The following is a 14999-nucleotide window of genomic DNA, read 5'->3' as shown; positions in this document are numbered from 1 at the left end:
AATAATGAAAGACGAAGTTTTTAGTGGTCAGTCGCAGTGTTCAGTGTTCAGATTTTTAGTGTTCAGTTGCAGTCTGAAACTTTGTCAAAGTTTAAAACTTTGACAAAGTTGAACTATCGCCACTGTAAACTGAGACTGAACACTAAAAAACTGAACACTGAACACTAAAGAAAACTACTTCAACGGATTCCCGTCTTTATCCAGAGAGCCCGATTTAATGATGATCATTTTATCTAATTTAACATATTTTTTAATCACATCGTTTACTTGTTGTAAAGTGGCTTTATCAATATCTTTTGGATACTGATCGATGTAATTTGGCTCTAAACCTCTTTCGATAAAACTTAAAATAGTTCTCGCCATTCCGCTTGTGGTTGACATTCCTACTTTAAAACTTCCGATTAAGTTGGTTTTCTTATTTTCTAATTCTTCAGCTGTGATTCCGTTTTTCACCCATTTATCAACCTGAACCATTGTCGCATCCAAACCTTTTTGAAATAAATTTGGGTTGAACGAAGCGTTTACAAACCAGTAACCTCCTGTTTCGATATTTCCGCTTAAACCAGAAGAAATATTATAGGTTAAACCGTCATTATCACGAACAGTCTGCATTAAACGTCCAGCAAAACCAGCGCCTAAAGTATAGTTTCCAATAAAAAACGGAATATAATCGGCATCGGCTCTTTTTAAACCTGTAAACTGTCCGACGAATAATTCTGCACTTGGTTTTTCAGGAATTGTAACCACTTCTGTTTTGGATGGAGTTTTTGCAGCTTCTTCAAATTTTAATTTTTCAGTAACTCCCCCATTCCAATTTTTAAATGATTTTTTTAATGATGCATTTAAGTTTGCTCCATCGGTATCACCCACAATTACCAAACGCATAGATGCCGTTCCGAAATATTTTTTGTGGAAAGCTTTTACTTCGTCCAAAGTTGCATTTTTGATATTTGCAATATTGTCTTCTACGCTCAAACTGTAATTTGGATTTCCTTTTGGATAAATCGCCTGAGATAAAGCAATGCTTCCTCTTTCGCCTGGATCATTCAAATCTTGTTGTGTATTTCCAATAAATTGCTGTTTTAAATTTTCGAATTCTTTAGCATCAAACAACGGATTTCTTAATTCTTCTGCCAATAAAGCAATTACCTGATCTAAGTCTTTTTTCAAACATTTAAATCCGATATTAATTTTGAAACTTGAAGCATTTACATTTAATGAAACTCCTAGTTTTTGAAGTTTTTCAGAAAATTTAAACTTGTCATTCAAAGTTGTTCCTTTTGATAACATTGAAGCTGTTAATGCTGGAATTACATCATTTTTAGTTTCACTTGCATAATTCCCTAACGAAATGCTAGCCGCAACGGTTACAAAATCTTTTGCTGATGTTTTTACCGAAACCACATCAATTCCAGATACTTTTTCTCTTTTAAAAGCTGAAGCTGATTTTTCGATTAAAGTTTCTGCAGAAATTAATTCTTCTGTTGCGTTCTTTGTTGAAGTTGGAACAGATGAAGCTTCTTCGTGACTATGTCCTTCTTCTGAATGTCTGTAATAAAACGGACCATTTTCTGGCATATAATTGCTAGCTTTTGCCGTATCATTATTTTGAGCGCCAGCTTGTTTCGGAATAAAATATCCTGTTGTACTTTGATCATCAACTAGATATTTTTGAGCCACACGCAAAACATCTGCTGGAGTTACTTTTTTCAATCGATCAACTCCTGTAATATAATCTGTCCAGTCGCCAGAAGCGATTGCTTCGTTTAATGCCGATGCGATAACTCCAGAACCATCGCGTGCTAAAATAGTTTGTGCACTGATTTTTGCTACAACTCTATTTACTTCATCCTGAGTCACGCCTTCCTTCTGAATTTTAGCTACAACTTCACTGATTTTTGCATCAATATCTTCATGTTTTGAAGTCGTCGGAAAACCAACGCCAATTGTAAAAAGTCCGACTTCTTTAAAGTCTGTTGCACTTGCGTAAGAATAAATTCCTAAACGGGTATCAACAAATGTTTTGTTTAAAATCGCTGACGGCCCAACGCCAATAATCTGAGCCAAAATACTCAGGGCTGGAAGATCTTCGTGTAAAGCTCCCGGAATTTTATACGCTTTGTTTACAACGCCCAATTCTCCAGGTTTTTTAACTGTAATTTTGCGTGCGCCATATTGCTGAGGTTCTTGTGTGTATGGCTGTGGCATTGCGTTTGGTGCTTTTGTAATTTTACCGAAATACTTTTCGATCAATTCAAAAACATTCTCTTTTTTAAAATCTCCTATAATAGTTAAAGTTGCATTATCTGGCCAATAATACGTATTATAGAAATTTCTCAATACTTCAATTGGAGCGTTTTCAATATCCGATTTCCATCCAATTGTCGAATGATGATACGGATGTGCAATATAAGCCGCTGCCCAGATTTCTTTATCTAATAAACTATTCGGATTGTTTTCTCCACGCTCAAATTCGTTGCGCACAACCGTCATTTCTGCTTCTTTATCTTCTTTTAACAATAAAGAATTACGCATTCTGTCGGCTTCGATTTGAAGCGCCAATTCGATTTTATCACTTGGCAGCGTTTCAAAATAATTCGTACGATCGTACCAAGTTGTAGCATTTAACTGTGCTCCTGTATTTTGCAGAACATCAGTAATCGTGTTTCCGTTTTTCTTATTGAAAGTTGGAGTTCCTTTAAACATTAAATGTTCTAAAAGGTGAGTCGATCCTGTATTTCCTAAAACTTCATGTTTAGAACCTACGCGATATACAATTTGTACAGTTGCAACTGGAGAAGCATTGTCCTGCAAAAGCAAAACATTCATTCCGTTGGGCTGGTATAAATATTCTTCGATTCCGCCTAATTCTTTTATTTTCTTGAAGTTAACCGATTTACCCTGCGCTGACATTAGAGCACAGAAAGCTAATGAGCAATAGCCCAGAAAGATGTATTTTTTCATTTTTTTTGATGATATTATTTTAAGCAGTGTTCAGTTTTCAGTCGCAGTTTTCAGCGTACAGTCACAGTCGCAGTCTGAAACTTTGTAAAAGTTTAAAACTTTGACAAAGTCGAGTTATCGCGACTGAATACTGAGACTGAACACTAAAAAACTGAACACTGATCACTAAAGATTTACGATTTACTAAAAATTTCTTTCAATTTAGATTGCAATTCAGCTTCTCTAAGATTTTTAGCCACGATTTTTCCGTCAGGTCCAATTAAGTAGTTGGTTGGAACCATTTTTACTCCGTACAAAACAGCAGCTTCATTTTGCCATCCTTTTAAATCAGAAACATGCGTCCAAGTTAGACCGTCTTTTTCAATTGCTTTTTCCCAAAGTTTCTTTTTATCGTCCAATGAAACTCCCAAAACATCAAACCCTTTATCGTGATAGGTTTTGTAAGCCACAACTACATTTGGATTTTCTTTTCGGCATGGACCGCACCAGCTTGCCCAGAAATCTACTAAAACATATTTCCCTTTGTAGTCTGATAATTTTACCACTTTTCCGTTGATATCCGTTTGAGAAAATTCTGGAGCTGCAACACCAATAGCCGTTTTTTCGTTAAGATCAATTGAAGCTTTTAATTTTTTTCCGTAGAATGATTTCTGAACTTCTGGAGATAAAACGCCATAATATTCTTTTACTTTTTCTGGAGTTCCATAAGACACAATTCGGTCTTCAATTACTAATGCTCCTCCTAAATTGTCTTTATTTTTTCTGATGAATTTATCTGTCAAATCATCCGCGAAAGCGCCAAGATCTTTCCATTTTTTATCCATCATTGTTTGTTGTTCAGGCGTCAATTTTACTTTTCCGCTTTGAGTTAACGAATCAGATAATTTGTAAATAGGACCTGCAATTTCTTGTATTTTTTTGAATTCGTTATCGTAGTAGGATTTGTAGAATCCGTTTTGTGTAGCTCCAGTTACTTTAGCCTTAAAAACCGAATCTTTTTTTGCTTCAATCGTAATATCTTCATTATCTAAAAGAAAATACGCTCCGTACTCTTGCCCTTTAATTTTAATGGTATGAAATAATGGTTCTACCGTTTTTCCAGTAAAAGTAAATGCACCTTCTTTTACCTCAGCAGAATCGATTATTTTTTTATCTCCTTTTTCGTCTGCATATTCTAGATAAACCATTCCTTTATCTAATCCTGCAATTTTTCCGTTGATTTTATATCCTTCTTTCTTTTCACAAGAAGTAAATGCTGTCGCAATTGCTAATGCGAATAGGCTAGATTTTAATACTGTGCTTTTCATGTTATATTTTTTGTTTGTTAGATTGCGATGTTTTTTTGGGGTTTCAGTCGGAGTTGCAGTTTACCGTTTTCACTGAGACTGAGACTGAATACTGAGACTAAAAATTTAAGATTTCAAAAGCTCTTTTAATTTCGCTTCCAATTCTGCACCTCTTAAATTGTCACCGATAATTACCCCTTTACTGTCCACTAAATAAGTTGCCGGAATTGCTTTTACATTAAATGCTTTACTCACTTTATCATCATCTAGAAGATTGTGCCATTGCATGTTTTCTTGTCCAAGTGCTTTCTGCCAAGCTTTTTCGTCTTTATCAATTGAAACACTTAAAATTTCAAATCCTTTAGGTCCATATTCTGCGTAAGCTGTTTTTAAGTTCGGAATTTCTTTTCGGCATGGACCACACCATGAAGCCCAAAAATCGACCAAAATGTATTTTTTTCCAGCTACAATGTCTTTTGCGCTATATGGTTTTCCATCTTTATCTTTTAAACTGAAATTGGCAATGCTTGTTCCGATTAAAGATTTCGGATTCAAATCTTTATCTAAAATCTGTCCGTAGTAGCTTTTCTTTGCTGCTTCAGAAAACTGATCGAACAAAGGTTTTTGTTCTGGTGTGAAATAACTAAAGTTGGTCATCATGAAAAATGGTCCCCACCAAGTAGCTTTATGTTTTGAGATAACCTCTAATGTTGTTTTTTCTACTTTCGTAAAAAATGCTTTTTCATCAGCTTCAAATTTTTTCCAAACTGGAAGATTTTGAAGTGAGTCTGCCGCTTTTACGTTTTTATCACGTCTTGCAGCACCGATTAATTTACTTAATTCGTCTGAATCTTTGGTATGATAAGCTGCATAGTCTTTTTCGAGTTCCTCTCTAAATGCAGTTTCTTTTTTATAATAATCATGTGATTTAGAACCTGTAACGACTAAATCTTTAAAAGAAATTCTCTCTCCTTCTTGATCTGAAACTTTACCAGCTGCTGTAATTTTTATTTTTGAATTTTCGACCATTACAGAAATATTTCCTTTGTTTTTACCAAAGACAACATAGAAAAAACGAGGTTCATTTAATTTTCCTGCGAAAGTAAATTTCCCGTCTTTTAAAGTTGTTTCAGCAACTGGCAGTTCAGAAGAATGTGTAGCGCCGGGAATCAATTTTACCTCAGTTCCGTCTGCTAAACCTGTTATTGTTCCTTCAATTGTATAAGAAGAAACTGGTGTTGAGGTTGCTTTTTTCTTTTGTGCTTGAATGTTGATGGAAACCATAAACAGGCACAGACAGAATCCTATTATTTTATTTTGAATTGCTTTCATTTTTTGATTGATATTTTAGAAAAAGCTTCCCTTTCGGGAAAATCTAATCGGGAAGCTTTTATATTATTATTTATCTACATTTTGTGTAATGGTTCCGTTTCCTGGATTTTGCGTTGCTCCTTGTGGGAAAGGTGATGTCCATAAATGAGAATCAGATTTTAATGTGTACGTAATTCCATTTACGACTTTAGTAAAACTAACTTTGTAAATTCCTTCTGCATTTAAACGGCGTGCATCTGCATAAGGAGTAAGCGTTTGCAGCAATTCATTACTTTTTGTTTTGTAAATAGCGTTTAAAGCAGTTGCTTTATCTGTAGTTGAAATATCCTGATAAGATGCTGGAAGAATACGAGTTTTACGAACCGTATTTAAAATAGCCAATGCTTCGGTAATTTTATTATCACGTGCTAAACACTCCGCTTTTATCAAATAAACCTCAACACTTGTAATTCCGCCAAAATTGTACATTCCTGACAATATCGAATAGTAATACGTATCTGCTCCTACGGTTCTTACTTTCCAACGAGATTTTAATCGTGCATCTCCCGTTTCAAAACGCGCTGCTCTTTCTACTGGTATGCTTGGCTCTCTCCCTAATGAACGGCTTGAACCGTGTCTAAAAACATAGTTTTCAACATTGTTATACCCCATTGGCGAAACTGCTGTTGTATAAGAATTTGGCACATCTATAATGGCTTTATTTGCTTCGTAGAAAGCTACCCAGTCAAAGAGTTTATTATTTTCTGCTAATGCCAAATCAGCATATTTTAAAGCTTCTGTATAATTATTCATCTGCAGATAAACTCTTGAATAAAAAGCATAACCTGCCCCTAAATTAGGATGTAAAGCGGTTTGAGCAACCTTAGGCAAATAAGGCAATGCTTCTTTAATATCATTTAGAATAAAATCATACATTTCCTGAATGGTTACTTGTTTACTTGGCGCATTAATATTGGCACTCGTAATTAACGGAACCGATAATTTTGTTGCCGCCGTAGAAGCTACATAAGTGTCTGCATAAAAATTAGTCACATAAAAAAAGTTCATAGCACGCATTATTTTTGCTTGTGCCCAAACCGTTCTCTGTTCTTGCTCAGTCGCTTTTGTTGTCGAAAGTGCATTTTCAATAATTAAATTAAAAGCCGAAATTCCGCTATAAGTGGTATAATATGTAGATTCATCTGAGACTTTCAATGCAATACGATCTGCATTTTCGTCCCACATATAATTGGCATTATACAACCTATTACTTGTAAGCGTAGCAGCCGTTACAAATTGATCATTTAGCAAATGTGTAGCTCCCAAGATATCTAATCTTGTATTGTATTCGTCACGCAAAAAAGCTTCATAATCTGCTAATGTTTCAGGCGATTTTGCTCCTTTTGGCACATCGTTCAAGTAATCATCGCAAGATGCCAAAGTCAATCCTAAAGCCAATAAGCACGCTACTTTTTTATATATATTTTTCATCGTCTAGTCTTTATAAATTAGAAATTAACATTTACACCCATAACAAAGCTTGGAGATATGAAACCGCCTAACATGTATTTGGCATCTCTGCTTTTGGCAAAAGTGTATACGTTTTCTGCGTTCAAATTGAATCGTACTCCGTCTAGTTTTACTCTTTTAATTAGGTCTTTTGGCATTTGATACGCTAGAGAAATGTTGCTTAATCTTAAATTTGATGCATCCAAAATATTAATATCTGCATAAGAATAAATCGTACGAGATTCTGAATTAAAATCTGCTTCATATTCATAAACCGCTCTCGGAACATTAGTAAAAGCCTCATCACCTGGTTGCATCCAACGATTTGCAATATTGTTGTTTACCACTGTAACATCTGTTACATAACCTCCAAGTGCACCATTGTAATTGTTACTCAACATTGGTAAGAATGTATTTCTTACTTTATGTCCTAACTCATAAATGAAAAGAGCCGAAAGTGAGAAGTTTTTATAATTTGCTGAGGTATGGAAAGAACCGCTGTGTATAGGAACTGTCGAACCATAATCTTTGATCGCATCTATCTGACCTGGATTGTATTTTACTGCAGTTCCTGAAGCATCATAAACTTGCGGAATTCCTGTATTGCTTAAACCAGCCCATTGGTAACCATAAATGCTGTTAAAACTTGTTCCAACTCTAGGATAAGCCTGTGGATAATCTAACTGTAAATAGTAAACAGGAGCTTTTACATTTACATAATCTACAGTATTTTTATTATAGGCATACAAAATGGCCGCATCCCAAGAGAAAGAAGGCGTTTTTACAATCGTTCCTCTTAAAGTAGCTTCCACACCTCTGTTAGTCATTTCTCCATTATTAAGTGTGTAAGAAGAATATCCGAATCCTTCTGTTGGAATTCCTTGGCTAGTAGCTAACAAATCTTGACCTTTTTTGTTGTATAAATCTAACGTTCCGCTTAATCTACTTTTAAACAAAGAGAAATCAAAACCAATATTGGTTGTTGTTGTTTTTTCCCAAGACAATTCAGGATTTGGACGTTGCCCCACACTTCCATAAGTTCCTCCAACATTAGCATTAGCATAATAATAAGCTGTTAAATAAGGCGCAGAATCTTTGGCAATGTTTCCGGCAATACCATAAGAACCACGAAGTTTAAGAGCATCAACCCATACAACATCAAAAAATGATTCATTGTTGATATTCCAGCCCGCACCTACAGACCAAATTGGCTTGTTTTGGTATTTACTGTCTGTTCCCCAAAGGTTAGAACGATCCCAACGAATACTTCCTGATAATGTATATCTTTTGTCATACGTATAACCTCCAGTTGAGTAAACCGAAACGTAACGGTTTTGCAATTCTTTTTCTAATCCAAAGTCGTTTTGTGACATATAACCGCCAAAAACAGATCCATATACTTTTAATAAATCGGCTTGATTTATTGCTGTAAATGTTAAAGCTTGTGAATCGTAACCATAACGAGTGTTATCATTATATTCTTGTTTAGAATGACGGATTTCCATACCTGCAATCGCAGAGAAATCATGCTTTTCTGCGAAAGTCTGATTGAAATTTAATTGCTGACGGAAATTATAAGCATTAGAAAACTGATTGGTTTCTTTGACAATATCTCCGTAAGGCAAATTATAAACCGCTTTATTATTCACAACTGTTACCAAACTATTTACTTTATTTCTCACATAGTACGACTCTCTATCAAACAATTGGCTCGCACGATCTGAAGCAAATTCATATTGGAACATCGCATTATAAGTAAACGCATGGCTGAATTTTACATTGAACTTAGCGAATGTTCTGTTTAAGAAGTTTTTGTTTTCAATTAAGTTTCTTCCTAATTCATCCATTGGCGTAATATCCATGTTGTAAAGACCATAAGTCTGCATAGAATTAAGCGTGAAATTATTGTAGCGAGAAGCAGCAGTAGAAATAAAATTAGTTCCGTCGTTATTTACCAATTGATTATATGGTTGCCATTTATAACCTGGATTATCTGAAACAGCAGCAGAATTGATTGGCTTGTAATACTGAGTATCTCCTATTCCGTAATTCAAATACGTTCCTAAATCTAAAGAAAGCCAGCTGTTAATTTGTGTTGAGTTTTTCAAATTAATTCCAACCGTTTGGTTTTCAGAATATCTATCTTCTAGTTGATTGTCTCTGTAAGTAATCGACGCATTAAAAGTATTGTTTTGGCTAGCTTTACCCAAACTAAGGTTGTGCTGCATAAAATATTGATCGCGTTTGGCATATTTTGCTACATCATCGTAGTATTTATAACCTTGAGAACCGAGTTGATTCAAACGATTATTCATATCTGCTTGCGAAATATTTCCTTCATATCCATTTAAAATAGTCTGCATTCCTAAACTTTGAAATACGGCATTATTCAATAAAGACTGCGCATAAGTAGCTGAATTAGCAGTTTTCAAGTTAGGATTTCCTTCTGCCCATCCTCTTTCTAAACCGATAATATCAGCAGAACTAGTAAGATTACCCGTATAATTTCGGTAAGGTGTTACAGTTAAATTACTTGAAAACGAAATATTTGTTTTTCCTTCTTTTGCTTTTTTTGTGGTAATTACGACAACTCCATTTGCAGCGCGAGCACCATAAATAGAAGAAGCTGCGGCATCTTTTAAAACTGTAATCGTTTCAATATCTTCTAAGTTCAAACTAGGAAGATTTTCTTCTATAGATGCATAAGGAGTTAATCTTGTATTTTCGACAGGAAAACCGTCAATAACATATAATGGTGCCGTTACCCCTCTCATTGAAGTTGTTCCACGAATCCTTCCATCCTGATATCCAACAACACGTCCTTCTAAAATTTTATCTAAACTGCTTAAACGTTGTTCTTGAAACTCTTTTGCTTTTAAACTTGAGAAAGATCCCGTTGCTTTTTCTGCCGATATATCCTGATAACCAGTCTTCAAAACCAGTCCTTCAAGTTCAAAAATATCTTCTTTCAAAACAACGTTGATAACACTTCTTCCTTCAACTTTTATTTCTTGCCTAACATATCCTAAATAAGCAAAAGCCAAAGTCGTTTCACTGCTTACTGCAATAATCTGATATTCACCATTAAAATCGGTTTCTACACCTCTTCCTGAACCGTTATCAGAAATCGCCGCACCTACCAAAGGCATTCCTTTTTCATCTGTAACTTTACCTTTTACAATAAAATCTGCTACAGGTTTTTTCTCTTCCGTTTTTTCTGTAGAGACTTTTCTAGGCATCAGAATAATGTGGTTTCCTGATACTTTAAAATCGGTACTCGTATTAGTAAAGATTTTATTTAAAATAACTTCTATTGAAGCTTCATATGCATTTACGTCTATTACTCTGTTCAAATCTACAGATCTTACATTATAAACAAATCTGTAATCTGTAGTGTATTCAAGTCTTTCAATCACTTTTGCAACAGTCATATTGCTGGCATTAAAAGAAATCTTATTTTTTTGAGAATAAGTGGTTCCGGCGTGCATTACTGTTAAGGCAGTTAGCAGAAATAATGTGGTCAATTTCATTTTCAAATCAAATTTCAAAAAAGGCTTATCAAACCTGATTCTGTTCAAGAGTTTTTTCATACTTTTAAATGTTTTTTTTAATGTTGGTTGGTTAATTAACTGACCGCATATACTCCACCGGGAAATGTTGGCGCATTTTCCGGTTTTTTTATAACGATCCTTTTCTTTTTGGATTTCTGTTACATAGGCTTGTTGATTTTAGATTTTAGATTTCTGATTGTTGATTTTAGATTTCTCAATCTTGTTTCTTCCCTCTTTATTCTTTATTCTTTATTCTATATTCTTTATTCTTTATTCTATATTCTTTATGCGTCTTTACTTAATCGTTATTCTATCTTGGTCAATATTGTAATCAATCGCATAACTGTCGCTAAAATATTTCAAGACCACTTCAATGGGTTCATTATCAAAACGGGCGTTGAAAATTTCTTTTCCGAGTGTTTTATTTCTGTTAATGAAAGTCACATTGTATTGGCGTTCTAGTTTTTTGATAATATCATCAAAAGAAGCATTTTTAAAAACCAGACTTCCTTTTACCCAATCGGTATAATAATCGGTATTGACCTGTTCGATTTTAATTTCGCTCTGTCCCTGTTGAGCCGAACCTTTAAAACCTGGTGTTAAATAAACTTGATTTTGGGTTTTCTGATCTTTATAAAGCGAAACTTTACCTTCGACCAACACAACATCTGTACTGCTATTATTACTATACGAATCGACATTGAACTTAGTTCCTAAAACCTCAACATTAATTTGTTGTGCGTTTACCGTAAACGGATGGCTTTTATCTTTACTAACTTCAAAATAAGCTTCACCGGTTAAATACACTTCTCTATTTTGTTTTTTGACAAACTGAACTGGATATTTAAATGACGTTCCAGAATTCAAATACACTAAAGTTCCGTCTGATAGCTGCACCTCAAATTTTTTGCCGTACGGAATTTTCAATGTGCTATAAACCAATTCTCCTTCAGCAAAAGCTTTATTGTAAACCAATCTGTTTTTCTCTTGTTTTCCGATAATATTTCCGTCTTTGTCCGTAACATTTTTTTCTCCAGAAATATCAATAGTTTCAGATGCACCGTTGCCTAATTGTAAAACAATCTCATCAACTCTAGGAACAATAACATTTTGCTTAACTTGTTCTGCACTAGAATTTTTATAGAAATAAAAACCTCCCAAAGCCACAATCAAAACCGCAGCATATTTATAATAAGATGAAAATCTTCGTTTATAAAAAACATTATTTTCCTTATTGATTCGTTCCGAAAGCTGTTTTCTAACTTCGGTCGAATCAAAAGTGTTCAAAGCAGCATCAATTGCATAATTGGTTTGCACAAAATCCTTAAATACAATTTGATTCTCTTCTTCTTTTAACCACTCGGTAAGCTGCTCAATCTCTTCTTGAGAAGCCTGATTTGTGATAAATTTAACAATTAGTCTCTCTGACTTTTTTACTGTCATTTTAGTTGTTTTTAATATTATTACGAAGCCAAAAAACAAAACCCTAACAATTTGATAAAGTTTTTTTCATTTTACTGATTTTTTTATTTTTCACAAGTGTTTTCTCTCAATAAAACTCTACTAATTTGGTAGACATTATAAACTAAAAGATTTATATTTGCATTTTTCCTCCTTTTTTATTTGTAATAATTTTCAAATAGAAAGGCTAAAAAAAGGTCGATTTGAGCAAATTCAGTTTACTTTTTAACCTCAAAACCTATTAATTTATATATTTGTTTTTATGAAGATTGATGATTACAGCGATAATACCATTCTAATTGAGTCTCTACAAAATGGAGATGAAAGTGCATACACGTACCTTATCGACACCTATCATCATAAACTTTGTGTGTATGCCAACAGCTTGGTAAAGAATGTTTATAGTGCCGAAGATATCGTGCAAAATGTTTTTATTAAAGTTTGGGAACAGCGTACAAGACTAAAAGTAGATCATTCGCTCAAAAGCTTTCTTTACAAACTGGTTTATAATGAGTTTATCGATTTGTACCGAAAAAACCAGTCTTTATTTTCTCTAGAAAAATCGTATTACGATGCCTTAAACGGAATTGTTCAAGAAGAAGACTCTGAATCTTTTCAAAGGGTTTTAAATGCGGTAAACAAAGAAATTCAGAACTTACCGCCAAAATGCAAAGAGGTTTTTATTTTAAGTAAAAAAGAAGGTTTAACTAATATTGAAATAGCCGAACATTTGGATGTTTCTATCAAAACCGTTGAAGCGCAGATTACCAAAGCGTTCTCGATTTTACGAACTTCTTTGGAAGAAAAAGTAAAGAGTGTTTTGTTTCTTATGTTTTCAAGAAAAAAAATGCAAACTAAAACTAATCAAGCTATATTGTAATAAAAATCTCTCTTAAAAACAACTAAAACACTAATAAACAAAGACTTACAACACTACTCAAAATTTGTAGTTTTCAAAATAATAATTACCTTTGCATTATTATGAAAACACAACCGTTACATATTACAAAACCATCTAAAGAAACATTAGAGTTTTTTAGAAATCTTCGTACTTCAAAAGAAGAAAACAAAGCAAAATTAATTGCTAAAAAAGACATTTATTTCCCTAAGTCTAAATAATATATACAAATCTTGGAGTTAGATAAGGAAATTCCTTTTATTACTGAAGAAGGGCATCAATATCTTGTAAGTTTTGTCAAATTTTCTGCAAACGGAATAGACTACGGCATTCCAATAATTGATGTTTCAATCACATTGATGAATAATAAAATTGAGTATAATTCAATTAAAACTTTAAACATTTTTGTTGATATAATACATAATTATTTAGATCAGCATAATGTTGTTCTTTATTATTATTGCGATACGGCAGCAATTAACATGAGAATTAATAGAAAAGAAAAACTTTTACCACAGGAGTATAGAAGTAAATTGTTTTCGTCAATGTTTAATAAAAAAAGATTAACGATTATCTATTAGCAGAAATTAGAATAAGTGATCCAGAAAAAGGTGATCACTTTACTTCTTTAATTTCAAACGTAAATAATGTTGATAAAATTAAGCTTATTGAAGATGACTTAAAAAAATTCAATAAGTAAATAAGTAATTATCTATTTTACTTACTTTTCAAAGCATAAATGTATCCGCTTCCTTTTTCTCCGTTTTCCAGCTCATATTCGGTTTGAATTCGTGTATAGCCATCACCTTCAAATTCATCAAGATAATCCCAATGCGAAGTCAAATCTTCTGAAAATAAAACATGCGCCTTTATTGTTTCTGCTTCTTCATTATTAACGGGAATAAAACCATTATACCCTAAAGAAGAGCCCCAACCCCCTTCCTCAAGTTTCCCTTTTATAATTGCTTTTTTCCATTCTCCCTTAATAGGATCCATAACCGAATGATTGGATTCTCCAGGAGCCAATGATCCGTAAATAATTAAAGCCGGAATTGTTTCTATGTTTTTCATCTATAATCTATAATCTCTCAATATCTTTCGTCTTACTTCTATATTCTATATTCTTGCTTCTATATTCTATATTCTATATTCTATATTCTATATTCTATATTCTATATTCTATATTCTATATTCTATATTCTATATTCTATATTCTATATTCTTGCTTCTTGTTTACACAGCATCTTTCATCTCACTTCTTTCTTTAGCAAAATCTAAAACAGGTGTCTTCATATCATGATACAAAAGCACTTTCCAGTTTTCGTCTTTTGCCTGCTGTTCCCATTTCTTACGAGATTCCATAGCACGTTTTCCTTCGAAATCTGTCTTGTAGGCAACAGGAAATTTTAAATATCTTTTTTGAGGCAAATCATCGGCTCCATAAAAAACAATTTCGTTATCGGCTTTAATCCAAAATACTTGTTGAAATTTGGTATGTCCTGCTGTAACTTCAAAGAAAATTTCGTCCGTAATTTGTCCGCTGTCTTCATTTAATAATTCAACATTTGGCAATTCTTTCAACTCATTTAATAGTTCAGGAACGTACGACGGATTTTGCAATTGTTCTAAAGCAAAATCTATTTCTCGTTCTTGAATGTAAATCCTCGCATCTGGAAAGTTTTGAACAAATTGATTATTTTCAAAATAACCGATTCCTTCTATATGATCTTTATGTAAATGTGAAACCAGAACTTTAGTAATCTGTTGAGGTTCGATATCATTTTTTCTCAGCATTTCGTAAATAAACGGAACGCCATTATTGACAAATCCTAAACCGAAATCTATTAAAATAACATCATGATCTGTAATAACAACAAAAGGCTGAATCGCCATTTTTAAACCAGAATCGATTGTATGCTCTGTTAAAAGCTGAAATTCTTTTTGAGAATTGACAATATAATTTCCTTCTTGTAATGCTATAATTTTCATAATGTTTTGTTTCTAATTGTATAACAAAGC

11 protein-coding genes are annotated in these 14999 nt (G+C 33.4%); 3 read left to right on the top strand and 8 right to left on the bottom strand.

The window, feature by feature from the left end; translation table 11 throughout:
• Positions 1–174: 174 nt before the first annotated feature.
• The 6 genes from ACFO3N_RS09365 to ACFO3N_RS09340 form a co-directional block, all read right to left on the bottom strand.
• Positions 175–2964 carry a M16 family metallopeptidase gene (locus ACFO3N_RS09365; RefSeq protein WP_379797142.1) on the bottom strand — a complete coding sequence of 930 codons (2790 nt, stop codon included), beginning with the start codon at positions 2962–2964 and terminating at the stop codon, positions 175–177.
• A gap of 173 nt (positions 2965–3137) precedes the next feature.
• Positions 3138–4271 carry a redoxin domain-containing protein gene (locus ACFO3N_RS09360; RefSeq protein ID WP_379797140.1) on the bottom strand — a complete coding sequence of 378 codons (1134 nt, stop codon included), beginning with the start codon at positions 4269–4271 and terminating at the stop codon, positions 3138–3140.
• Positions 4272–4376: 105 nt separating this feature from the next.
• A complete protein-coding gene (locus ACFO3N_RS09355; protein WP_379797138.1) occupies positions 4377–5582 on the bottom strand; it encodes a redoxin domain-containing protein in 1206 nt (401 codons plus the stop codon).
• A 66-nt stretch (positions 5583–5648) separates the two neighbouring features.
• A complete protein-coding gene (locus ACFO3N_RS09350; protein WP_379797136.1) occupies positions 5649–7052 on the bottom strand; it encodes a RagB/SusD family nutrient uptake outer membrane protein in 1404 nt (467 codons plus the stop codon).
• 17 nt (positions 7053–7069) lie between these two features.
• A complete protein-coding gene (locus ACFO3N_RS09345) occupies positions 7070–10660 on the bottom strand; it encodes a SusC/RagA family TonB-linked outer membrane protein (RefSeq protein ID WP_379797134.1) in 3591 nt (1196 codons plus the stop codon).
• A 255-nt stretch (positions 10661–10915) separates the two neighbouring features.
• Positions 10916–12064: a FecR family protein gene (locus tag ACFO3N_RS09340; protein ID WP_379797132.1), complete on the bottom strand. Its 1149-nt coding sequence runs from the start codon at positions 12062–12064 to the stop codon at positions 10916–10918.
• 280 nt (positions 12065–12344) lie between these two features.
• On the opposite strand from ACFO3N_RS09340, the gene ACFO3N_RS09335 reads away from it, so the two are divergent.
• From ACFO3N_RS09335 to ACFO3N_RS09325, 3 genes are all read left to right on the top strand, one after another.
• Positions 12345–12962, top strand: coding sequence for an RNA polymerase sigma factor (locus tag ACFO3N_RS09335; protein ID WP_379797130.1), 618 nt, complete (start codon positions 12345–12347; stop codon positions 12960–12962).
• Positions 12963–13063: 101 nt separating this feature from the next.
• Positions 13064–13201, top strand: coding sequence for a hypothetical protein (locus tag ACFO3N_RS09330; protein ID WP_379797128.1), 138 nt, complete (start codon positions 13064–13066; stop codon positions 13199–13201).
• Positions 13202–13213: 12 nt separating this feature from the next.
• Entirely contained in the window at positions 13214–13561 is a 348-nt protein-coding gene (locus tag ACFO3N_RS09325; RefSeq protein ID WP_379797126.1) for a hypothetical protein, read from the top strand.
• A 136-nt stretch (positions 13562–13697) separates the two neighbouring features.
• Here the strand turns inward: ACFO3N_RS09325 and ACFO3N_RS09320 are convergent, their stop codons facing one another.
• Entirely contained in the window at positions 13698–14051 is a 354-nt protein-coding gene (locus tag ACFO3N_RS09320) for a gamma-glutamylcyclotransferase family protein (protein WP_379797124.1), read from the bottom strand.
• Positions 14052–14213: 162 nt separating this feature from the next.
• Positions 14214–14969 (bottom strand): MBL fold metallo-hydrolase, encoded by a 756-nt coding sequence (locus ACFO3N_RS09315; RefSeq protein WP_379797122.1) that lies wholly within the window; start codon positions 14967–14969, stop codon positions 14214–14216.
• Positions 14970–14999: the final 30 nt, after the last annotated feature.

The organism is Flavobacterium chungangensis (genome assembly GCF_042654045.1).
Taxonomy (GTDB): Bacteria; Bacteroidota; Bacteroidia; order Flavobacteriales; family Flavobacteriaceae; genus Flavobacterium; species Flavobacterium chungangensis.
Note: the sequence above shows the minus strand (reverse complement) of the source record. Positions and strands in the feature narration are given on the sequence as shown.